Genomic DNA, 23,211 nt, shown 5'->3' with positions numbered 1-23,211 from the left:
TTGTTTGCTTAATTTTTCTAATCCGGACACTGGAACAATTTGTTTCGCGCTCAACTGAAAGGCACAAAAAAGGGCCTGTCAGGCCCTTCTTAAACAGCTTACCTTTACTCAACACAATCATTGCTGGGTTTATTGATTGCCTGCAACACATATTGCGGCAGTGCAAAGGCTCCGATGTGAATGGCCGGGTTGTAATAACGAGTGACAATCCCGCTGCCGGTGAAGCGAGCACACAAAGTCTCCAGCGAAATTTTTCGATATGCCGAATCGGTACTGCCCCAGGCAAATGTCATGCTGCCGCCAATATAGGTCGGCACTGCGGCCATGTAAAAGTGCCAGTCGCTAAACAAGCCATTCATCCGCCCCGCCGTCGTTTGCACTTCAGACAGCTGCATAAACGGCGTTCCGTTTTGCGTGACCAAGATACCGCCATCGTTCAGGCAACGTCTGCAGGCTTGATAGAAGTTGTCCGAGAACAGCACCTCGCCCGGACCAATCGGATCGGTTGAGTCAGAGATGATGACATCGAATTTTTCTTCAGTGGTTGCCACAAAACGCATGCCGTCATCAATGACCAAATTCAAGCGCGAATCTTCATAGGCACCACCCGAATGATTGGGCAGAAACTCTTTGCACATATCCACCACAGTGCCGTCGATTTCAACCATGGTGATGTGCTCAACCGTGTCGTGCTTGCACACCTCACGCAGCATGCCGCCATCACCACCGCCAATGATCAATACGCGCTTGGCCAGTCCGTGGGCGAGAATCGGCACATGAGTGAGCATTTCATGGTAGATAAATTCATCCGCTTCGGTGGTTTGAATGACCCCATCCAATGCCATTACGCGGCCCATACGAGCGTTCTCAAAGATCACCAAATGCTGATGCTCAGTGCGTACTTCGTGCAGCAGCTTATCCATGGCAAAGCGTTGGCCGTAGCCTGGGTAAAGGGTTTCTTGGTAATCAGTCATGGGCGTACTCCTGGCAAATTCTGAACAGGTCTGACACGCGCAACTGCGGCGAATGTCGAGAAAAAACGTCGAAATCGGGTGGCGCAACAGAGGATCAACCCCGTGCATCCAGCGGCCATACTGACGGCCAAATAAATCCAGGCCGCTATTCTACGTCGCACCCCATGACAGGTCGAACATGTATTAGGTCCAAGGCTGACAAAACCGCCGCGCAGGGTTATTGTCCAGCGATGCATATTCCAAACGACTCGCCGGTTTTACTGGCTTACACCGCGCCGTGGCACTGGCAACAATTCCATGCACATTTTGCGTTGCGCAAGCTGCTGGGCGTTGAGCATCTGGGTGAAAATAGCTACACACGCAGTTTTCAGCTGGGCGATTACGCGGGCTGGTTCAAGATTGAACCGCTTCTTGAGCAAAACGCGCTCAAACTCAGCGTTAGTGATTCTGCCATAGGCTGCCTTGATCAGCTGATTCCGCGCGTTAGGCGCATGTTTGACCTGGACACTGACCCACTGGCCATCGCCCAGCACTTTAGCGCTGACCCGCACGTTGCTGAGTTGGTCAAACTTAACCCTGGCCTGCGCTTGCCGACTGCGTTCGATCCCTTTGAGCAGGCGGTACGCGCGATTGTTGGCCAACAGGTTACGGTTAAAGCTGCAGTCACCGTAACGGGCCGTCTGGTCAGTCGTTTGGGTGAACCCTTGCAAGGGACAAACCCGGAAGGCATTGAGCGTCTATTTCCACTGCCTCAGGCCATTGCCGGTGCGAATCTTGAGGGCATCGGCATGCCTGGAAAACGCGTGCAAACCCTGCAATATTTTGCCGGACAAATCGCCAGCGGAGCCTTGCAATTGAGCATGCAACATGGCTACCTCGCACTGGTCGAAAAGCTCTGCGCCCTCCCCGGCATTGGTCCTTGGACGGCTGAGTACATCGCCTTGCGTGCCTTTGGTGAGCCCGATGCGTTCCCGGCAAGCGACTTGGGTTTGCTCAAGGCGCCCATCTGGGGAGCGCAAGGTATCAGTGCCAGACAATTGCATGCTCACGCCGAAGCTTGGCGCCCATGGCGCGCCTATGCCGCTGCACATTTGTGGCAAAATTATTCGGGAGTTTAAGTGTGTTTTATCGTTACCACGAGAGTCCAATCGGCCGCTTATTTATCAGCGGTGACGCCAGCGGTTTGCAACAGCTATTGATGGATGTCGAGCGCCATTCGTGGCGTGTAGGTGATGACTGGAAGCTTGCAGCCAAGGAACTCGACGCCGTCTGCCAGCAGCTCGATGAGTATTTCGCCGGCCGACGCAAGCGCTTTGAATTGCGCCTGGCGCCGCAAGGAACACACTTTCAGCAAAGTGTATGGCACGCCCTGCAAAGCATTCCGTATGGCCAAACCAGTTATTACAGTCGCCTTGCCGAGCAGTTGGGCAATCCAAAAGCAGTGCGCGCTGTGGGTACGGCCAATGGAGCAAACCCAATTTCGGTGATCATTCCCTGTCACCGAGTTATTGGCCGTGATGGTAGCCTCACAGGCTATGCCGGTGGTTTGCAGCGCAAGGCGCAGTTACTTGCACTTGAAGGTGCCTCATTCCCTGAGCAGGCACTTTTATCCTTATAGCTTAACGTTGCCGCGAGGGCCCATTAGCGCCCAGATAATCAAACCTATCACGGGCAATAACAGCACAAGAATCACCCATAATATTTTCTTGCCTGTCTCTGCATTGCTCTTGACGATACTGATGATCGCCCAGATATCCAGTGCCAAAATGATCAGCGCGACAATGTTAGATAGCATGTGCTTTATCCTTGATTTGGGTTAACTCTCTGAGCATAGCCCGCAATTAAAAATAAACCCGCTATCGAACGATGACACTCAGTTCATAGGTTTCGCTTACCGGGCCAACCTGCTTCAGCCTGTTAGCGAGGCCCACCTTGCTGCTGTAATTGCTGCAAGCGCGGATCATTGGGCGCAACTTGCTGCATGCGCTGGAAGTACTCAGCGGCTTTCTCACGATTCCCTGATGTCGCATTCAAAAACAGCAATGCATACAACACATCTGGATCATTGGGGTTTTGCGCAATGCTTGCTTCAAGGGCCTTTACGGCTTGCTCTGGGTGCTGCATTTGCATATTGAGCAGGCCAAGGTTGTACAGGATCCGTGGATTTTCTGGCAGTGCCTGCGCCGCGACATTCATCCATTTAAGCGCCTCCTCTTTCTGTCCCGCTTCCACCAGTAACAAGGCAAACATATAGGCCAGGTTACCGTGGTCTGCTGCCGGCATATCGGGCAGCTCCAACCCTGCACGCAAGGCACTGATTGCCTCATCCTGACGCAGATTATTGTTAGCCAGGGTCACGAGATTAACGCGCGCAGGTGAGAAGTAGGGATCAAGCTTCAAGGCTTCACGGTATTGCTCAAGGGCCTCAAGCACTCGCCCTTGACGTTCCATTAGCACAGCGAGATTGAGGCGGTTGCCGGGTAAATCAGCATTCGAGCGTAAGCGCTTTTCATAGTCTTGCAGCGCGGCTTGATAGTCGTCGCGCCGCTCCTTGGGCAATGCGATTGTTGGAATCCCCGCCAGTGCCCGAACAGCCTCATCCCTGACCGCCAAATGTGGATCATCCATCAGCGGCAACAGGCGCTTGACCCGCTCGACCGGGCTCAGCCCAACAAAGCCCGACGCTGCACTGGCCCGCACCCAAGCGCTTTCGTCTTTAAGCGCCGGTTCAAGCGCCGAGACCGCAGGCGCCCCCATATTGGCCAACTGCTCGGCAGCGGTTGCACGAACAATTTCAGTCTTACCTAAATCACCAATGATGCTCGCCAATTGGTTGATTGAGTCAGGATGGCCCTGACGCACATTATGGAAGGTTTCACCGGAGTGGGTTGGCAATGATGGCGCACCAAACCAGCCTTCTATCGCCTGAGCAGCCCACTTCGGTTTTTGGTCGGTATGACAAGCCGTGCACGCGTCGGGGCTGTCGGTGATTTCATCCAGATCAGGTCTTGGAATACGCAGGCTGTGGTCGCGCCGCGGATCAACTTGCATGTAAGTTTTGGTCGGCATGTGGCAGTTAACACACTGAGCCCCCGCAGAACCCGCCGGGTGATGGTGATGCTCAGGACTGTCATAGTTTTTCGCTTGCAAACTTGGGAAGCGCTTTGGTGGTGTTTCAGTGTGACACTGCAAGCACAGGCCGTTGCCTTCAATCTTGACCTTGTTGCTGTGTGGATTGTGGCAGTCGGTACAGGTCACGCCTGCGGCATACATTTTACTTTGGGTAAAGGAACCGTAGACGTAGACTTCACCGTCGATCTGGCCATCAGCATGATACAAATCAGGGCGCAATGTTGATGGCAACATTGCATTCAGCAGCGGTTCACCCGGCTGCGGGCCTACGCCAAGACTTTGCCGGCGGCTGTGGCAGCGCGCACATTGTTCGATCAGGCCATGACCGCCCAGCTTCTTGAAGTCGACCGGTAGACCGATATCGGCGGCCGAGTTGTAGCTGTGTTCTGCGGGTGACTGTTGTTTGGCTTCACTGGCCCACTCCACATGCGCCTGGCCCGGACCGTGGCAACTCTGGCAACCCACATTCTGCTCATGCCATGTGGTGGCGAAAGAGTCGGTTTTATCATCGTAGTTCTTTTGCAGGTTGCTGGAGTGGCAATCCGCACACATCGCATTCCAGTTCTGGTAGCGCCCAGTCCAGTGCAGTGCATCATTGGGAGTGAATTTTTGCCCCGGATACAGAGAAAACCAACGCTGGCCACCCTTCTCTTTTGCGCGGGTATCCCAGGCGATTGTCAGACTTTGCAAACGGCCGCGCTCGAGCTCGACCAAATATTGCTGGAGCGGATCATGGCCGAATGTGTAGGCAATTTGGAAGTCTTTGAGTTTGCCATCTTCGCCCTCAATATTGACGAAGTAGTGCTTGTCGCGCTTAAAAAAGCGCGCCTGAATATCGCCATCTTTAAAGGTGGCGTTATTAAAGTCACCTAAGACGTATTCCGGCGTCGCCTTACGCATCGCCCATGCATGATCAGAGTCTTTCCAGTCTTTGACTTGCTCAGTGTGGCAGGCATCACAGCTGCCTTCTGGCGCATAGCCTTCAGCCTGTTGCGCAAAGCCTGGCGCCGGAGCCGGGTCGGCATGAACCAGCGTATTTCCCAGTACAACCAGCAGCAAACCAATCCACAAAGCACGAGCGTAAAACAAAAGGTAATCCTTATTATGTGCTGGGGCTAACCCATCAAATTATCAATGCGTCCTGACGCCGATTGAATAGCCACTTGGCTGCGTTTGCAAGCGTTAAGCAGCGACATTTTCCCTGTCGAACTTCAGGGGATAACAAACCATTGAAAACTTGACATTAAACGACACAAATCAGACTATTGACGTCACCCTTAGACACTTATTTTTCCAACCCTATAACCATAAGCGGCCTTTCCATGTCCGACTTTGCACGCGCCTCGACCCTGTCTGGTTATCACGAGTTTGCCCTGAGCAAAGGCCTCAACCCCGCAGAAATGCTCGCAGAAGCGGCGCTGCCCAACGACATGTTGAACAGCCAGGAATCGATGATTTCGTACCGCAAGTTCGTCAACTTGCTGAATATCAGCGCGCTAAAAAGTAATGATCCGCTCTTTGGGTTGCACTATGGCCTGCACCAAGGCATCAGCGTATTTGGGCCGCTGATTTATTTGATCCGTAATGCGCGCACTGTCGGTGACGCCTTACGTGACCTTGGCAATTACTTTCACCTGCACATGGGCGCCGCCGAGGTCCGTGTTGAAATTCAGGGCAATCATGTACTGCTGTGCTATCACACCGAAGATCAGCACCTCGCGGGTTTGCCCCAAGCGGCGGAGCTGGCAATTTCAGTGGGTGCGCAACTCATGCGAACCTTACTTGGCAATCGCTGGCGCCCCCAGGGCGTTTTACTGCAACATGCCGCCCTCGCGAGCCTTAACGGTTACCGGCGAGCGTGGGATGTAACGCCACAGTTCAACAGTCCCTACAACGCCTGGCTATTTGATGCCAAGCTGCTGGATACACCCTTGAGCGCTGCAGATGAAGAGCTGCATAAGTTGCTCCAGGCGCACATGAACAATCTCGATGAACTGCAGATCAATGAACTGCCCAAATATGTGCAGCAGCTTCTGCGTAATTTCTTGCCCAATGGCCGGGTCACAATTGAGCAGATTGCTGACTATATGATGCTCAGCACCCGGACGTTGCAGCGCTACTTGGCGGAGGAAGGCACCTCGTTCCAGAGCCTCCTTGACCAAACTCGCCAATCCCTGGCGACGCGCTATCTGCGCGACTCATCCACAAGCCTGACGCAGCTTGCCGAACTGCTGGGTTACTCGGAGCTCAGTGCTTTCTCGCGTGCCTTCCAAAGGTGGACCGGGTTGAGTCCACGGCAATGGAAGCAGCAAAACACCGATCAACGCTTGAACAAGCGCCTTCGGGCAACATCCAAACGTCAGCACCTCTAATTCAGGTTGACGATCACCCGACCCACCATCTGTCCCTCTAGCAGCTTGGCCAGTGCTTCGGGCACGTCTTCAAGCTTAATTTCAGTGACCAAAGTGTCCAAGGTATCGAGCTTCCAATCAGTGGCCAACTTGTTCCAGGCGGCTGCTTTTACTGCAAGCGGTAACTCAACCGAGTCAACACCCAACAAGTTAACCCCGCGCAAAATAAACGGCAGCACAGTGCCCGCCATGTCGACACCCGCGGTCAGGCCGCAGGCCGCTACGCTTGCGCCATAACGCAGCGACTTGACCACGTTGCACAAAATCGCGCCGCCAACCGTATCCACCGCACCGCCCCACTGCTCTTTCAGCATCGGTCGCTCAGCGCCTTGCTGTAAGTCACTGCGCAACACCACCTCGGCAGCGCCAAGTGCCTTCAGAAAATCACTTTGCCAAGCCTTACCGGTGGAGGCTGTAACGCTATACCCCAGCTTGGTCAGCAGCGATACCGCCACAGTGCCGACCCCGCCGGTTGCGCCGGTGACCAGAATCGGTCCCGATTCCGGATTAACGCCCGCTGACTGCAACTTATCTATACACAACGCAGCGGTAAGCCCTGCCGTACCCAAGACCATGGCTTCGCGCAAAGTCAGGCCTTGCGGCCGTTTAATTGCCCACGTCGCAGGAATGCGAATGTACTCGGCCAAACCACCCGAGGTGTTCATCCCAAGGTCATAACCGGTGACGATCACCTCATCGCCATCCTTGAAGCCGCTAACGGTCGAGCGCTCGACAACTCCTGCGGCATCAATGCCGGGTGTGTGCGGGAAGTGTTTAGTTACAGCCTTGCTGCCGCTGGCTGACAATGCATCCTTGAAATTGACCGAGGAGTACTTAACCCGAATCAACAGGTCGCCTGCCGGTAAATCATCGATATTGCGTTGAACAACCACTTGCTCAAACTTACCCTGAGGGTTTTCGCGGGCAATCAATGCATTGAATGAACTCATCGCATATCTCCAAAACTATCCATAGGTTATCAGCTCACAGTCGGCTGCTATTGAGTGGAGCAAAACTACAGGTTACTGCCACGCGTCGTTGCAGGCAGTACCTGAATCGACTGCCTACCAAAACCGCTGCTGGTTGAGGCGGCTTAGCCAGTTCAACACGAAGCGATCGAGCGCAAGGCTTGCCCCCATCCCAACCCGTTCTTGCAGACTTTTCTTCTGGGAAAAATGCAGGTGGAACAGTTCAGCATGCTTGGCTTTGTTGGCCAGATACTCATCACTGGTTTTCAGCTCATCAACCAATAGCTTTTCCTGAGCCGCCATGCCTAACCAGACTTCGCCCGTGGCGATGGCATCGATATCGAGTTGTGGGCGATAGCGCGATACAAAGCCCTTGAACAGTTCGTGAGTGGTTTCCAGATCATCCTGGAACTTCTCCCGGCCTTTGTCGGTATTTTCGCCAAACACGGTCAGGGTGCGCTTGTATTCGCCAGCCGTTAACACTTCAAAATCAATTTCGTGCTTCTTCAGCAGGCGATGGACATTCGGTAGCTGCGCCACCACGCCAATGGATCCTAGAATCGCAAATGGCGCAGATATTATCTTCTCGCCAATGCAGGCCATCATGTAACCGCCGCTGGCGGCCACCTTGTCGATGCAGATAGTCAGGGGCACACCCGCTTCACGAATACGCACAAGCTGTGAGGACGCCAGACCATAGCTGTGGACCATGCCGCCGCCACTCTCTAGACGGACAACAACTTCATCCTGAGGCGTCGCAATACTCAATAGTGCGGTTATTTCGTGGCGCAAATTATCGGTCGCAGAGGCTTTGATATCGCCATCGAAATCCAGCACGAATACACGGGATTTAGCCGAAGGTGATTTCTTTTCCTGCTTAGCGGCTTTTGCTTCGGCCTTGTGCTGTTTTTTCAGCTGATCCTTGGTTAATACAGATGCTTCCAAGCCATGACGCAGCTGTTTATAAAAGTCATTGAACTTTTTGATTTGTAACTGCCCAGGGGCACGTCGCCCTTTGCTCCGTGCAGCACCGATGGCCAGCAGCACGACTAAAATTGCCACAACCACAGTGATTGTTTTGGCTAAAAAACCTGCGTAATCAGCAAGAAAATCCACGTCATTTCCTCAAAATATGTTCATCACGACAACGCCTGGGGTTCTTCCCAAACCGCTGTCGGAGACTCCTTAGACAAGCATACCGATGTCCCCCAGCAACGCCTAGCAACCGGGTTTAATCGCGCAAATCAGATCACAACGACTGATGCCAGCCCATACAGCACGGCTCAAGTGCTAGGCCGGCTGCGCGGCATCAGCTATTACAGTGCCAAGGCTGCAGGAATTAACCAGTTCCTTGCAACTTCGCAGTGCGGGCAGCAGCGCAACATGGAGATTCAAACAAGCGTATGTTTTTTCGTTGACAGTATCCCTGTGTAGCTCATACCCTCGCTAAACTTCAACGTACCTGGATATCAGCGCACGTGGGCAAAATTTACCTGATTAGACATGGCCAGGCCTCCTTCGGCACAGATGACTACGACGTACTCTCGCCCATCGGAATCCGCCAGGCTGAAATTGTAGGCGCGCACCTTGGCGCTCAAGGTATTGAGCTTGACCGCTGCTTCAGCGGCAGCTTGCGCCGCCAACGACACACAGCCACCTCGGCCATGGAGGCCTTGAGTAAATGTGGTTTAGCCGCCCCCCCTCTGCAGATCGAGCCCGCATTTAACGAGTTTGATGCCGAAGCGGTTATTCGCGCCCTTGTCCCGGACATCTTATCGGAGGAGCCCGCTGCGCTTGATATCTTGCGCAATGGCAAACTCCAACGTAACGAATTTCAGCGGCTGTTTGCCTTGCTGATGGGCCGGTGGATCAGCGGCGAACATGACAGACCAGAGTTACAGAGCTGGTTGAGCTTTGTGGGCCTGGTTGAACAAGGGCTCAATCGCGTGTTGGAAAACGCCCATAACAAAGAAAACATTGCAGTCTTTACTTCAGGCGGCACTATCACCGCCCTGCTCCAACTGATCACCGGTATACGTCCAGACAAAGCCTTTGAGCTTAACTGGCAAATCGTAAATACCTCACTGAGCTGCCTGAAGTTTCGTGGCAAGCAAGTGAGCCTGGCTTCCTTCAACAGCAATGTGCATTTAACGCTGGAGAAGGCCCCAGAACTCATCACCTACCGATGAGTTCTGAACTCATGCGCCCTGGCGCAATAAAAACTTGAAAATAAAGGAACACACCATGAGCGTTGCAGACATCGTCCAAACCATGAATTCCAAGTTCAACGCCGGTGCCGCAGCTGGCCTGGATCTGGTATTCCAGTTCAACATCGAAGATGGCGAGAACCACTATCTGGTCGTGAAAGACGGCACCTGTGCCGTTCACCAAGGCGAAAGCGCTGATGCCAACGTGACCCTGATCATGGACACCGAAACCCTGAAAGGCATCACCAGCGGCGAAACTGACGGTATGCAAGCATTTATGGCGGGCAAACTGCGCGCTGAAGGCGACATGATGCTGGCAATGAAACTGGGCGAGCTGTTCCCAGTTTAATAGCCGCTCGATGATTGGCTGAGCAGACGACTTGTTACTCAAGCGCCGGGCACAGTGATACTCATCAAGGCGGTTATGCAGACACCTGTAGAACCGGAGCCCAGGCTCCGGTTTTTTTCTGCCTGAATACGCACAGGTCCGACACGCAGGCAGTGCAAGCCAAATTTTGTCCATCACCCTTGATATCGAAGATACAGCCCTCGACCGGCCGTTAACCACGCGCCCTGAATAGCTCAAGAATCAGGCACCTTGATTTAGCAGAAACAACCCCATCTATAACGATGCGAATTACTTGTGGGCGCGCAGACTCGGTATTAGATTAGTCAATAATCTCGGACCCTAATCATAAGTAAAAGGGATAAGCATGGCGCTTACTGATCAGTCCACCCGCATTCGCGAAGGCGAAGAACTTGATGCAGCGACTATAGACAGCTATCTCAAGGCACACATTCCAGAATTGACTGGCACACCGCGAATCAGCCAGTTTCCGGGCGGCGCCTCGAACCTGACATACCTGCTTGAATACCCAGATAAAGAATTTGTATTGCGCCGTCCGCCTCACGGGCACAAGGCCAAATCGGCCCACGATATGGGCCGTGAGTTCCGCATTCTCAATCAGCTCAATGACGGCTTTCCTTATTGCCCCAAAGCCTATGTGCATTGCACAGACGAAAGCGTCATTGGTGCAGAGTTCTACGTCATGGAGCGCGTCAATGGCATCATTCTGCGCTCGGACATCCCCGCCGAACTTAACTTCGACGAGCACAAAACACGTCAACTGTGCATGAGCTTTATCGACAAGATGGTCGACCTGCACAATGTCGATTACAAAGCCTGCGGCTTGGGTGACCTGGGTAAACCAGAAGGCTATGTGCAGCGACAAATAAGCGGCTGGTCGGATCGTTACGAAAAAGCCCTGACCCCCGATGCCCCTCTGTGGGAGCCGGTCAAGGCTTGGTTAAAGGATAAAATGCCAGCCGATCACCACAAGTCTGCCATCGTTCACAACGATTACCGCTTCGATAACGTCATTCTTGACCCGAGCAACCCCATGCAGATCATTGGCGTACTCGATTGGGAATTGACCACCATCGGCGACCCGCTGATGGATCTGGGCAACACCCTGGCCTACTGGATCGAAGCTACCGATTCGGCGCCCATGCAACTTATGCGTCGCCAACCGAGTAACGCCCCGGGAATGCTTACGCGCCAAGAGTTCGCCGATTACTACGCCGAACGCGCCGGAATCAAGATTGCCAGCATCGACTTTTATTACACCTATGGTTTGTTCCGTCTGGCCGGCATCGTCCAGCAGATTTACTACCGTTTTTTCCATGGCCAGACTCAGGATAAACGCTTCGCGCAGTTTATCCAGATGAACAAGCTGCTCGAGCAAATGAGCCTGCAGGTCATCAATAAATCACAGCTCTGAGCCAACCCTAATTCAGGAGAATTGTATGTCCAAGACGCAACTGTTCGACCTCGACGGCAAGATCGCATTCGTGTCCGGCGCGAGCCGTGGCATTGGTGAAGCCATTGCCAAACTTCTGGCCCAGCAAGGCGCTCACGTGATTGTATCCAGCCGCAAGATTGATGGCTGCCAGGCCGTTGCCGATGCAATTATCGCTGAGGGTGGCAAAGCCACTGCCATTGCCTGCCATATTGGCGAAATGGAACAGATCCAAAATGTGTTCGCACAGATTCGTGAGCAGTTCGGCCGTCTGGATATTCTGGTCAACAACGCCGCGACCAACCCACAATTCTGCAACGTGCTCGACACTGACCTCTCTGCTTTCCAGAAGACCGTTGACGTCAACATTCGCGGCTATTACTTCATGTCCATCGAAGGCGGCAAGCTGATGAAGCAAAACGGCGGCGGTAGCATCATTAACGTCGCGTCGATTAACGGTGTCTCCCCCGGCGAATTCCAAGGGATTTACTCGGTCACTAAAGCTGCTGTGATCAGCATGACCAAGGTATTTGCCAAGGAATGCGCGCAGTTCGGTATTCGCTGCAATGCGCTGCTGCCAGGTTTAACCGACACCAAGTTTGCCTCGGCACTGACCAAGAACGACGCGATTCTCAAAATCGCCCTGCAACGTATCCCGCTCAAGCGCGTAGCAGACCCAAGCGAAATGGCTGGCACCGTGCTTTACCTGGCCAGTGATGCATCCAGCTACACCACCGGCGTTGCACTAAACGTTGATGGCGGTTTTCTTTCCTAACAACGATCCGCAAGCAAAAGGGGCCGCGAAGGCCCCTTTTTGCATCTCGCTGCGATCACTTCCAGTCTTTAAGCGCCTGCTTAGCAGGCTCATTGAGTGGCTCTGCAAGTAGCCCGGTCGGCGTCAAGCTGACTGTGTATTGGGCGTTGTCTGCGATCGGCAGATAGGTCACCCGCAGCGCCTGGGGTTCAAACATCAGCAGATCATGCTTACCCAAGCGCAGCCAGCGCCACAAATCAATGCCGTACGGGCTCTGCGCCAGTTCAACCTGGGCGTGTTGCGACATCGACTGCTGCTCAATTGCCAAATAGCGACCCGTAAGCTTCTGCAGACGATAGCCCGGTTCGAGACCGATCAGATCGGCAATGCCTTTCCAACGCAGCAAGCGCGCATCCAACTGCCACAAATCACCTTGGATGACCACATTGTGCGTGGTCCCACTCTCGCTGATTTGGACTTGATAGCGCTCACCATCGGCTTTGAAACTCAGGGTGGCGAGCGGCCCCTTTGCAGGCAACGGTGAATAGCTATACAGGTCGTAAGCTACCAGCCCCACCAAGGCGGCCAAGCCCAAAAAAGCCAAACCACAGGTGCCGCGCAGCCAACCAAGCAACCAATTGCCGCCAAACAAAATGCGCGCCGCCACCAGCACGACTAATACCGCCAACAGCGCTGTTGCCCACGCCAAGCCATCGTATTGCATCAAGCACATCCCTTATTGATGAAAATGCTGGCATTATGCGCAGCGACTGCATCACCGCCTACCGAACCGGACACAGGTCTTCTTTTCTTATGCTACTGCCTTTTGAGCTTGCTGTTGAGCCAACGACTTTACTAATTCTGGTGGGTGTCGCATTTATCGCCGGTTTTATTGATGCAATTGCCGGTGGTGGCGGCTTGCTCACCATTCCAGCACTGCTCACAGTGGGTTTACCGCCCCATTTGGTGCTGGGCACCAATAAACTCAGTTCGACATTTGGCGCAGCAATTGCCAGTTATACCTTCTACCGGCGTAAATTGTTTAACCCGATCAACTGGCGCAATGCGTTAATCGGTACAGCATTCGGTGCCCTGCTTGGTGCAGCTATCGCGCAATGGCTCCCCGCCGAGTGGCTGAACCAGATGCTGCCGGTGGTGGTGTTTGGCTGTGGTCTGTATTTGCTATTCGGCAAAACGCCGGATGTACCGCTTGATCCCAATGCACCAATCGCCAAACACCGACAGTGGCCGCAAAGTATCACTCTGGGCCTGTACGACGGTGTTGCCGGACCAGGCACAGGTGCGTTCTGGACAGTCAGCACATTGCTGCTTTACCCCCTTGACCTGGTTCGCGCCAGCGGCGTCGCCCGCACCATGAACTTTGTCAGCAACATCTGCGCGCTGGCGATCTTTATCGCCAGCGGCCAGGTGGCTTGGGTGTTGGGTATATGCATGGGTTCAGCATTAATGGTTGGCGCCTATATAGGCGCGCACACCGCAATCAAGGGCGGCTCTAAATTTATCCGCCCGGTGTTCATTTTAGTGGTCTTGGCGCTGACCGCGCGCCTAGCCTGGCAGCACTGGTTCGGGCATGCCTAAGCGGCGCGCCACATAAACGTCAATCAGGTAGCGGGCAATTGAGCGGCCGGCGGGTAATGGCGGCAAGTCATGTACGTCAAACCATTGCGCGTCTTCAATTTCTTCTGGCTGCATGACGATATCGCCGGCGGCATATTCGGCATGAAAGCCAAGCATCAGTGAATGCGGGAACGGCCAGCCCTGACTGCCCAGATATTCAATGTTCTTAACCGAGACGCCGACCTCTTCCATCACTTCACGCGCGACGCATTGCTCAACCGACTCCCCGGCTTCGACAAAACCCGCCAGCGTGCTGTACACACCTGTGACAAAACGCGGCGAGCGCGCCAACAGGATTTCATCGCCCCGAGTGACCAGAACAATCATGCTCGGCGATAAGCGTGGGTAATGACGCAAGTCGCAGCGCGGGCATTGCATCGCGCGCTCATTGGCCACTTGCTCCATAGCGGTTGCGCAACTGCCGCAATAACGATGCTCACGAGACCAGGTACCAATTTGCGCCGCGTAACTTAGCAAGCGGAACATATCCGCATCACCTTGAAGCATAAACTGGCGCAAACTCTGCCAGCTAAAATCGGCCAGTTCGATGGGCTGATCGATCTCAAGCAGGTAGATGGAGTCACCGTCGAAATGACCAATGCCGTGCTCGGCAATCACCTCGATGTCTTGTTTTTTCAGCCACTCACGTGGAAACAACACACCATTACTGTCAGCCAAGAAATGTTGCTTGCAGTGTGCGATTGCCCAGCCACCCGGCTGAACATGATCGACAATGGAAGGAAGCCAACGTGTACTCATCAGGCCGCTACCGAAAGGCCCAGCGTGCGCACGCTTTCAGCCGCAAGATCGAGCACACTCGGACGGGTTTGCTCCTGCATCACAGCTCCGGCCTCAAGATAATACTCAAGGCTACTCAACGCATCAGCCAGGGTTTCGAGCATGTGCTCGCTTGGCATCTGGGTGGCATCCACCATTTGAGTTTGGATATAGGTGGCGCATGCACCGATCAACTCAGCAGCACGCTCTTGCCCGAGGAACCACAGACCGCCCCTGACTGCTTGCAGGCTAAATGGCACATTTGACAGGTGCATACGATCACCGTTGGATTCCAGGTAAGCGGTAATTGCCCGCTTACTCAAGGCCAACCCCGCCTGGGCCTCATCTATAACCACAATTCGCGCTTCGAGCAATTGATGATAGGCAAACAGCTCGGCCTCGCTTCGCTGCGGCTCCACCGAAGGACGCATACGCGGTTGCTCGGCATCCAGACTGGAAACCATGCCTTCTACATACAGAATGGTATCAGCCAGCTTATGCAGTTCAGCGGAGGCCGGCACAACGTCCTCGCGCCATGTCGCCACGATCAGCACCTGCTCACTCAGTGAATTACCAGCAGAACTCAACCCAACCATGCCCAGGGTTTTACTCATTTTGCCCAGCACCGCATGCAGATTGCTCAGCACATCAGCCTGCACGGTGCCACGCTCTATCAGGTCGAGCATGTCTTTGACGCTGGAAAGTTCTTCACGAATCGCCGCGCTCAGCGAGCGCATTACTGACTTGCCGGGGCCCGCTAATCGCTGTGACTCTTGTTCAATAAGGTGATCAGTAAATGGCAGCGCGGTTAACCCAAAGACATCACGCAGGGCAGAAACCTGCGGGCCTGCGCTGTCGGACAAGGCAACCAGGTAAAGCAACTCCTTGAGCAAGCTGCGCGGCGGCTCATAGGTGCTATTGAGCAAGATTTTTTTCAACTCGCGGTCAACCCGGCCAAACAGCTGCTTGCGCGGCTGACGGGATAACAACAAGCCTTCATTCTGCGCCTCCAATGCGGCGGCACAGATCCAGCACAACCGGCCCCGCGGCTCATTGGCATATAAGCCATCAAGGCGCTGCATGGCCCGGGTCATCAATTTGAGGCTGCCTTGCGGGTTTGGCTCACGGATAAACCCAAGCAGGCCTACCTGATACATCTGGCGCAGGCGGCGACCTTCTACTTCTTTTGCGGCACCATCGAGCGCGACAGGCGCGGTACGTGGACGCGGCTGATCGAGGCGCACACTGAAGAAAAAGCTTTCAGGCAAGGCATGCTGACCACCCGCCTTACGCAGGTCATTGATTGCCGGCAGCAATAGCTCGGGCATTTCCTGACGATGGGCATCAACATTTTCAAGATAACGACGCAGCACATGCAGGGCATTGCTCAGCGCGGCAATCTGCACGTCGCGCTCTTCACCCGCGCCAGCCGGAATATCAGTGGCCTGATCGAGCACTTCTTGCGCCAGCAGTTCAGCACCGGCCAATTCGATCAAATTGAGCGTGCCACGCACCTGATGCAAACTCTCTACAGCTTGCTGGAGCAAGCTGCCGTTGTGGCGCTCGAGGATAAACTGCTCAAGGCTCGATTCGGCCTCAAACATAGTTGCAAACAGTTCTTCACGAACGAGGTTAAGCGAAGTCGCACCGGAAACCATGAGCTATTGCGCCTCCCGCGCGTTGGGTATCAAAAATTGCGGGCACTGCATCAGTCGGCAAACTCCGGCTTTTGCTTACTCATATGGGCAGCCATGGCCACACGCAAGTCAGCCGATTGCAACATCGCGGCGTTCCAGGTCGCTACATACTCGAGGCCGTCATCGACACGATGATCGCGCATGTAGCGGATCATTTCTTTAGTGCCGCGGATTGCCACAGGGGATTTTTCAGCGATTTGCCTGGCCAATTGCATCACGCCTTCAAGCAATGCAGCCTGATCTGTGTAGGTGCTATTAACCAAACCGATACTGCAGGCTTCGCGGCCATCGACAGTGCGCCCGGTAAAGGCCAGTTCACGCATCATGCCATCCCCGATAATGCGCGGCAGACGCTGCAAAGTGCCGACATCTGCGGCCATGCCCATATCGATTTCTTTAATCGAGAATTGCGCATCTTCGGTGCAGTAACGCATGTCACACGCCGACACCAAGTCAATTGCACCGCCAATGCAATAGCCCTGAATGGCAGCCAGAACGGGCTTGCGGCATAAATCGACAGCCGTAAACGAGGCCTGCAACTCAAGAATTTTGCGGCGCAGGGTTTCGGCGTTACGCCCAACATCCTTGCCTAAATCACTGGCGACCTGAGCTAGCATCATTAGGTCGATGCCGGATGAAAAATGCTTACCAGCCCCTGAAAGCACGACAACCCTAACTTCGTCGGTGACATCAATCCAGCGGAAGATCTCAATGATCTCCGACCAGAAGTCCGCATTCATAGCGTTGATTTTATCCGGGCGGTTAATTTGCACATGGGCAATCTTATCTGCCAATTCAACCTGAAAGGCTTTGTATTCGGCCATGGCTTGGTTCCTCAGCGGCAGACGAAGCGCGCAAAATTTTTCTTCTAATAATAACCGCCCAACTATATCAAGGACGGCATAAATGTCGATCCTATCCGGTGTGACGCAGGCCACCTTCTGGGCTAAAGCATGACATTGATAAGCGCGGCTAACATATTGATCTGGCGGCAATCGAGCCTTTGCCAGCTATCGGCTGCTGGCAGCGGACTGCCAAGCAGCAACCCGCCCCGATTTAAAGCCCGCAGCACGCAGGGTGCGTGAACTCGCCACGAGCAAGGACAAGACAAGGCCTTAACTGGCGAAAACACCGGGATCGCATTCGCCTTCAGGTGATCAAACCGAGTATTACTGGCCTGTTTTTTACCCCGTATCCGGGAGCGCAGTAGATTTCATTCAGCCTGGCATCGCATCACTGCTGAATACAATCCACGGTATACACCACCCCGCCCGCCTCTTCCCGACGCTGCAAGCCATGCACATCTGCATCGAAGCCTGGGAAGCTGTCATCGAAGCGCCGGGCAAACTCCAGGTAATCGATAATTGCCCGGGTCGCCGAGGTAAAACGCTCGCCCGGCATTATCAGCGGAATGCCCGGCGGATAAGGAACCAGCATTACTGCAGCAACACGCCCCTCTAATTGACTCACTGGCACAGCTTCCACCTCCCCACGAACCAATTGGTTATAGGCATCTGCTGGCTTGATCGCGACTTCAGGCAGCACTGTGTACATATGCTTGAGGGCTTTAGCCGTGGCGTTTTCGCGGTAACAGTTGTGCAGTGCATCGCACAGATCACGCAACCCCAGCCCTTGATACTGCGCGCCGCCCACTTTGGCGATTGATGGCAGGACACTGCTCAGGGGCAAATTGGCATCGTAGCTACGCTTGAACTCAAGTAGCTCAGTGAGCAAGGTGCTCCATTTGCCTTTAGTAATGCCCATGGAGAACAGCACCAGGAAGGAATACAGGCCAGTTTTCTCGACCACCAAGCCTCGCTCCCACAGAAACTTGCTGACCACGGCTGCCGGGATTCCGCGCTGGTCCAGCTTGCCGCCGGCGGTGAGTCCGGGCATGACCAAGGTGACCTTGATCGGGTCCAGCAGCACATAGTCTTCGGCAATATCGCCAAAGCCATGCCAATCTGCCTGGGGTTTAAGTACCCAATCCTCAGTGGCTATATCAACCGTGCCTTCGGCCTGAGGTGGCTGCCAGATGGTGAACCACCAATCATCGACGCTGAGGTTTTTCCCCAGGTTGGCAAGCGCCCGTCGGAAGCTCAAGGCTTCATCGAAGGTTTCCTGAATCAACGAACGCCCGGCAGGGCCTTCCATCATCGCCGAAGCCACATCGAGCGAAGCGATGATGCCGTACTGTGGCGACGTTGAAATATGCATCATAAAAGCTTCGTTGAAACGATCTGTATCCAGCTGGCGTACGCCGCCATCCTGCACATGAATCATCGAGGCCTGGCTGAATGCCGCAAGCAGCTTGTGGGTCGAGTGCGTGGTAAAAACCAGCGGCGTGTTTTCAGTGCGCGTGGTGCCCATGCCGTAACGGCCGCTATAGAATTCGTGGAAGGCCGCGTAGGCAAACCACGCCTCGTCAAAGTGCAGCACTTCAACGCTGTCGCCAAGGGTTTGCTTGACCAGTTCTGCGTTGTAGCAGAGCCCGTCATAGGTTGAGTTGGTCACCACGGCCAACTTGACCTTGGCTTCGCGGCCACGGGCCAGCGGACTGGCATCGATCTTTGCTTGAATCGACTCGCGACTGAATTCGCTGAGCGGAATTGGCCCGATAATCCCCAGTTCATTGCGCTCAGGACACAGGTACAGCGGGATCGCGCCCGTCATGATGATCGAATGCAAGATAGATTTATGGCAATTGCGATCGACCAGGACCAAATCATCGCGACCGACCATGCTGTGCCAGACGATCTTGTTGGCGGTTGATGTGCCATTGATCACGAAATAGGTGTGATCAGCGCCGAAATTGCGCGCTGCACGGGCCTCGGCTTCAGCCAGCGGGCCGGTGTGATCGAGCAAAGAACCCAACTCAGGGACTGAAACTGACAAATCCGAGCGCAGGGTATTTTCGCCAAAGAACTGGTGGAACGCCTGCCCCACCGGGCTCTTGCGATACGCAACGCCGCCGCCGTGTCCCGGAGTGTGCCAAGAATAGTTGGACTGCGAAGTGTGCTGCACCAGCGCCTTGAAAAACGGCGGCAGCAGACCATCGAGGTAATTACGTGCGGCCCGCGCGACTTGGCGGGCGAGAAAGGGCACGGTGTCTTCAAACAGATAGAGAATGCCGCGCAGCTGATTCAGATCAGCCATGGCCTCGGCCGGCGCGTTCTCAATGGTGACTTGCTCACCCAGGGCGAAGATTGGCAATTGCGGCGCACGGGCGCGGGCGATGCGAATCAACTCGACCATGTCTTGCAGCAGATGCTTATTTTCCCCGGCACCCTCGGCGGTTACCAGGATACAAGCCAAACCGTGGTGGGTTGAGGCCACGATTCGCCCCTCTGCCGAGCTGGCGGTGGACAGAATGGTGAAGCCGTCCTGCTCAAGCTCTTGGGCTATTGCCCGCACGCGATCACCCGCGACCGTGTCAGCCTTGATGTCGCGGTGCACAATCAGTACAGGAAACTTTAGATCTTTATGCATTGTGATGTCCCTGAAAGTGACAGACCACGGCCTGTCTATCACCTCAGGTTAGAGGCTGCGCCACGCTGACGGAACCCCCTATGCTTCACGCTGTACGAAAAGGTCGCGCGCTGATAAATCAGCCAAGTCGCAATCAGGACTCTGCATCGGCCTTAGGCTGTTCCATTTGCAACCACAACGGCAACGCGCCCGCGGACTTTTCAATGACCGCCAGACGCGCTGCATGCTCTTCAAGCTCGGCATCATTGGCAGCGATCACTTTGGTCAATGGCCGATCCGCAGACAACCGCTTGATAGCCGTAGGCTGCTGACGCCCGCCGGTGCCATCGCCTTCCGAACCATCGCCCGCCAGCGACAGGTTGGTCTGGCCACCGGTCATGGCCAGATAGACATCGGCCAGAATCTCAGCATCGAGCAATGCGCCGTGCAAATCACGACCCGAGTTGTCTACATCGTAACGCTTACATAGCGCATCAAGACTGTTGCGCTGACCCGGGTGACGCTCCCGCGCCATCACCAGCGTATCGAGCACGGAGCAATGATCCGTCAGGTCTGAGCGATCCAGACGGCCTTGCAACACAAACTCGCTGTTGATAAACCCCACGTCGAATGGCGCGTTGTGAATAATCAGCTGCGCGTCTTTGATGAACTCAAAAAACTCTTCGGCGATGTCCTTGAAACGTGGCTTATCCGCCAGAAATTCGTTGGTGATACCGTGAACCGCGATAGCGCCTTCGTCAATTTCACGATCAGGCTGCAAGTAAACATGGAAGTGGCGACCTGTGAGGCGCCGTCCTTCCATTTCAACACAACCGATCTCGATAATCCGATGGCCTTCGGCGACCGACAAACCCGTGGTTTCGGTATCGAGAACTACTTTTCTATCAGCTGCTTGATTGTTGACCGTCATCGCGTATCCACCTTTGAACTCAGGCTAAATCTTAACATAGGGGATGGGTCACTAGCGCTTCTCAGCCGTTTCAATCAGTTTTTCCGAGAGCGCCTTGGCGGCCGCTGAAAGCGTGCTACCGGCCAGATGGATCAAACCGACCCGCTGCTCAATGCGCGGCTGATCGAGCGGCAAGCAACAGGCACCTAACGCCTGCATTTGTTCACGGCACAAGCTGGGCACCACACTAACGCCCAAGCCCTGAGAAACCATACGCCCAATGGTCACCAGTTGATGACTTTCAAATGCCACTGGCAGACGTCCATGCCGGTCGCTGAGGCTGTTTTCAAGCAAGCTGCGCACCGCTGAAGGCCTCTGCAGGGCAATGAAGGGCTGACTAAGCAGGTCGCTCCAGTGCAATTCCTTGTAGTCCGCCAGCTCACTGCCTGCGGGCACTACCGCGATAAATCTGTCCAAGTAAAGCGAGGTGAAGGTCAGGCCTTCAAGTGACTGCGGCTCCAGCACGACACCCAACTCGACACGATGGTTACGCACCATCTCTACCACCTGCTCGTTGATCACGTCGTGCACGGTGACATTGATGTTGGGATGGCAGTCGCGAAACGCCTTGAGCGCCACCGGCAACAGACTCGCGGCGAATGATGGCAAGGCCGCAATGGCGACGCGCCCCAACTGCAGGGTGAAATGCTGACGCAACAGTTCTTCGGTGTTGTCCCAATCGGCTACCAGACGCCTGGCCAAGGGCACTAACACCTGCCCCTCGCGGGTCAGGGCCACATTCCGGGTAGTGCGCACCAGCAAAGCACCGCCCAGGGACTCTTCGAGGGTCTTGATTGCCAAGCTCAAGGCCGGCTGCGACAGGTGCAAATTATGGCTGGCCTGAGCAAACGACAAGGACTGAGCAACGGCAAGAAAGGCGCGAAGCTGCTTAATAGACATTATTCAGAAAAACCTATCAATACCAATTAAAAACAAACTTAACAAATAATACCCAGCAACAGACACTGACGCTATCTCCGGTCCCTGACCGACGCCACGACCACAGGAGCAATGAGATGGCTGGGCTCGACAAACGTGTGTATAGCTATGAGGAGGCACTTGCTGGCCTCACTGATGACATGACCGTATTGGCTGGAGGCTTTGGCCTTTGCGGTATCCCCGAAAACCTGATCGCTGAAATCCGCCGCCTGGGCGTCAAAGGCCTGACCGTGGTTTCCAATAACTGCGGCGTGGATGGCTTCGGCTTGGGCGTATTGCTTGAGGATCGGCAGATACGCAAGATGATTGCTTCCTATGTCGGAGAGAACGCGCTGTTTGAAAAACAGCTGCTCAACGGTGAACTGGAAGTTGAACTCACCCCCCAAGGCACACTCGCCGAAAAGCTACGTGCGGGCGGTGCCGGGATTCCGGCATTCTTTACCGCCACCGGCTACGGCACCCCTGTCGCCGAAGGCAAAGAAGTACGCGAATACGCCGGACGCAATTACATTCTGGAGCCTTCGATAACGGGCGACTTCGCCATCGTCAAAGGTTGGAAGGCGGACCATTTCGGTAACGTCATCTACCGCCACACCGCGCAGAACTTCAATCCGCTCGCGGCTACAGCCGGACGCATCACCGTGGTTGAGGTCGAGGAAATCGTCGAACCCGGCGAACTCGACCCCGCGCAGATTCATACACCCGGCATTTACGTCGATCGAATCATCCAGGGCCGCTTCGAGAAGCGCATTGAAAAACGCACCGTGCAGGCGTGACTCCACCGAATAACAAAGAGGCGACTATGGCACTTTCCCGCGAACAAATGGCGGCGCGCGTTGCGCGTGAGCTCAAGGACGGTTATTACGTAAATTTGGGCATTGGCATCCCCACGCTGGTGGCCAACTATGTACCGGATACCATTCAGGTGATGCTGCAATCGGAGAATGGCCTGCTTGGCATGGGTGCGTTCCCCAAGGACGATCAAGTTGATGCCGATATGATCAACGCCGGCAAACAGACCGTCACTGCGGTAAAAGGTGCATCGATCTTTTCGTCGGCAGAATCGTTCGCCATGATCCGTGGCGGCCACGTGGATCTCACAGTGCTCGGTGCTTTCGAGGTCGATGTCGAAGGTAATATCGCGTCATGGATGATACCGGGCAAGCTGATCAAGGGCATGGGCGGCGCCATGGACCTGGTAGCAGGTGCCGATAACATTATTGTAACCATGACTCACGCGTCCAAAGACGGCGAGTCCAAGCTGCTGCCTCGCTGCAACTTGCCGCTCACGGGCGCAGGCTGCATCAAGAAGGTGCTCACCGACCTTGCCTATCTTGAGATCGAAGACGGCGCCTTCATCCTGCGCGAGCGCGCACCTGGAGTGAGTGTCGAAGAAATTGCCGAAAAGACTGCGGGCCGTTTGATCATTCCCGAGCATGTGCCGGAAATGACATTCTGAAACCCATGCTGCCTGACC

22 protein-coding genes are annotated in these 23,211 nt (G+C 54.6%); 10 read left to right on the top strand and 12 right to left on the bottom strand.

Annotated elements, in window-relative coordinates; translation table 11 throughout:
* Positions 1-104 precede the first annotated feature (104 nt).
* Positions 105-974 (bottom strand): polyamine aminopropyltransferase, encoded by an 870-nt coding sequence (gene speE / locus AACY09_RS11790; RefSeq protein WP_339488189.1) that lies wholly within the window; start codon positions 972-974, stop codon positions 105-107.
* A gap of 230 nt (positions 975-1,204) precedes the next feature.
* Between speE and AACY09_RS11785 the strand changes: the two genes are divergently transcribed.
* Positions 1,205-2,092, top strand: coding sequence for a DNA-3-methyladenine glycosylase family protein (locus AACY09_RS11785; protein ID WP_339488186.1), 888 nt, complete (start codon positions 1,205-1,207; stop codon positions 2,090-2,092).
* 2 nt (positions 2,093-2,094) lie between these two features.
* A complete protein-coding gene (locus AACY09_RS11780) occupies positions 2,095-2,592 on the top strand; it encodes a methylated-DNA--[protein]-cysteine S-methyltransferase (protein ID WP_339488183.1) in 498 nt (165 codons plus the stop codon).
* On the opposite strand, the gene AACY09_RS11775 is transcribed toward AACY09_RS11780, so the two are convergent.
* Together AACY09_RS11775 and AACY09_RS11770 are read right to left on the bottom strand one after the other, a co-directional pair.
* Positions 2,587-2,769, bottom strand: a complete 183-nt coding sequence (locus AACY09_RS11775; protein ID WP_339488181.1) for a PLDc N-terminal domain-containing protein — start codon at positions 2,767-2,769, stop codon at positions 2,587-2,589. The two genes, AACY09_RS11780 and AACY09_RS11775, sit on opposite strands and share 6 nt — an antisense overlap.
* Positions 2,770-2,891: 122 nt before the next feature.
* Positions 2,892-5,195, bottom strand: coding sequence for a tetratricopeptide repeat protein (locus AACY09_RS11770; RefSeq protein ID WP_339488179.1), 2,304 nt, complete (start codon positions 5,193-5,195; stop codon positions 2,892-2,894).
* Positions 5,196-5,428: 233 nt separating this feature from the next.
* Between AACY09_RS11770 and qhpR the strand changes: the two genes are divergently transcribed.
* Entirely contained in the window at positions 5,429-6,478 is a 1,050-nt protein-coding gene (gene qhpR / locus AACY09_RS11765; protein WP_339488178.1) for an AraC-like transcriptional regulator QhpR, read from the top strand.
* On the opposite strand, the gene AACY09_RS11760 is transcribed toward qhpR, so the two are convergent.
* Together AACY09_RS11760 and sohB are read right to left on the bottom strand one after the other, a co-directional pair.
* Complete coding sequence (locus AACY09_RS11760) at positions 6,475-7,467, bottom strand: YhdH/YhfP family quinone oxidoreductase (RefSeq protein ID WP_339488177.1); 993 nt, start codon at positions 7,465-7,467, stop codon at positions 6,475-6,477. The two genes, qhpR and AACY09_RS11760, sit on opposite strands and share 4 nt — an antisense overlap.
* Before the next feature lie 114 nt (positions 7,468-7,581).
* Positions 7,582-8,601 (bottom strand): protease SohB, encoded by a 1,020-nt coding sequence (gene sohB / locus AACY09_RS11755; RefSeq protein WP_339488176.1) that lies wholly within the window; start codon positions 8,599-8,601, stop codon positions 7,582-7,584.
* A 362-nt stretch (positions 8,602-8,963) separates the two neighbouring features.
* On the opposite strand from sohB, the gene AACY09_RS11750 reads away from it, so the two are divergent.
* From AACY09_RS11750 to AACY09_RS11735, 4 genes are all read left to right on the top strand, one after another.
* Positions 8,964-9,674: a histidine phosphatase family protein gene (locus AACY09_RS11750; RefSeq protein WP_339488175.1), complete on the top strand. Its 711-nt coding sequence runs from the start codon at positions 8,964-8,966 to the stop codon at positions 9,672-9,674.
* 55 nt (positions 9,675-9,729) lie between these two features.
* Positions 9,730-10,041 (top strand): SCP2 sterol-binding domain-containing protein, encoded by a 312-nt coding sequence (locus AACY09_RS11745; protein WP_339488174.1) that lies wholly within the window; start codon positions 9,730-9,732, stop codon positions 10,039-10,041.
* Positions 10,042-10,405: 364 nt separating this feature from the next.
* A complete protein-coding gene (locus AACY09_RS11740; protein ID WP_339488173.1) occupies positions 10,406-11,473 on the top strand; it encodes a phosphotransferase family protein in 1,068 nt (355 codons plus the stop codon).
* 25 nt (positions 11,474-11,498) lie between these two features.
* Positions 11,499-12,266, top strand: coding sequence for an SDR family oxidoreductase (locus tag AACY09_RS11735; RefSeq protein ID WP_339488172.1), 768 nt, complete (start codon positions 11,499-11,501; stop codon positions 12,264-12,266).
* A gap of 55 nt (positions 12,267-12,321) precedes the next feature.
* On the opposite strand, the gene AACY09_RS11730 is transcribed toward AACY09_RS11735, so the two are convergent.
* A complete protein-coding gene (locus tag AACY09_RS11730; protein WP_339488171.1) occupies positions 12,322-12,969 on the bottom strand; it encodes a hypothetical protein in 648 nt (215 codons plus the stop codon).
* Between the two features lie 95 nt (positions 12,970-13,064).
* Here AACY09_RS11730 and AACY09_RS11725 point away from each other — a divergent pair, with 95 nt between their 5' ends.
* Positions 13,065-13,844, top strand: coding sequence for a TSUP family transporter (locus tag AACY09_RS11725; RefSeq protein ID WP_339488712.1), 780 nt, complete (start codon positions 13,065-13,067; stop codon positions 13,842-13,844).
* On the opposite strand, the gene nudC is transcribed toward AACY09_RS11725, so the two are convergent.
* The 6 genes from nudC to AACY09_RS11695 all read right to left on the bottom strand — a co-directional run bounded on the left by nudC (position 13,812) and on the right by AACY09_RS11695 (position 21,695).
* Complete coding sequence (nudC, locus tag AACY09_RS11720) at positions 13,812-14,642, bottom strand: NAD(+) diphosphatase (protein ID WP_339488169.1); 831 nt, start codon at positions 14,640-14,642, stop codon at positions 13,812-13,814. The genes AACY09_RS11725 and nudC overlap by 33 nt on opposite strands.
* Positions 14,642-16,318, bottom strand: coding sequence for a ferrous iron transporter B (locus tag AACY09_RS11715; protein WP_339488167.1), 1,677 nt, complete (start codon positions 16,316-16,318; stop codon positions 14,642-14,644). The genes nudC and AACY09_RS11715 overlap by 1 nt, the downstream gene beginning before the upstream one ends.
* Positions 16,319-16,368: 50 nt before the next feature.
* A complete protein-coding gene (locus AACY09_RS11710; protein ID WP_339488166.1) occupies positions 16,369-17,181 on the bottom strand; it encodes a crotonase/enoyl-CoA hydratase family protein in 813 nt (270 codons plus the stop codon).
* A gap of 409 nt (positions 17,182-17,590) precedes the next feature.
* Entirely contained in the window at positions 17,591-19,846 is a 2,256-nt protein-coding gene (locus AACY09_RS11705; protein ID WP_339488165.1) for an Orn/Lys/Arg family decarboxylase, read from the bottom strand.
* 133 nt (positions 19,847-19,979) lie between these two features.
* Complete coding sequence (gene dnaQ / locus AACY09_RS11700; RefSeq protein WP_339488163.1) at positions 19,980-20,756, bottom strand: DNA polymerase III subunit epsilon; 777 nt, start codon at positions 20,754-20,756, stop codon at positions 19,980-19,982.
* A 51-nt stretch (positions 20,757-20,807) separates the two neighbouring features.
* Positions 20,808-21,695 carry a LysR family transcriptional regulator gene (locus tag AACY09_RS11695; RefSeq protein WP_339488162.1) on the bottom strand — a complete coding sequence of 296 codons (888 nt, stop codon included), beginning with the start codon at positions 21,693-21,695 and terminating at the stop codon, positions 20,808-20,810.
* Between the two features lie 116 nt (positions 21,696-21,811).
* On the opposite strand from AACY09_RS11695, the gene AACY09_RS11690 reads away from it, so the two are divergent.
* On the top strand, positions 21,812-22,510 hold the full coding sequence (locus AACY09_RS11690; RefSeq protein WP_339488161.1) for a CoA transferase subunit A: 699 nt from the start codon (positions 21,812-21,814) through the stop codon (positions 22,508-22,510).
* A 26-nt stretch (positions 22,511-22,536) separates the two neighbouring features.
* On the top strand, positions 22,537-23,193 hold the full coding sequence (locus tag AACY09_RS11685) for a CoA transferase subunit B (protein WP_339488160.1): 657 nt from the start codon (positions 22,537-22,539) through the stop codon (positions 23,191-23,193).
* Positions 23,194-23,211: the final 18 nt, after the last annotated feature.

Origin of the sequence: Pseudomonas sp. EL_65y_Pfl2_R95, from assembly GCF_963971045.1 — a bacterium.
Classification (GTDB): Bacteria; Pseudomonadota; Gammaproteobacteria; order Pseudomonadales; family Pseudomonadaceae; genus Aquipseudomonas.
The sequence above is the reverse complement of the archived record's forward strand: the minus strand, read 5'-3'. Positions and strand labels throughout refer to the sequence as shown.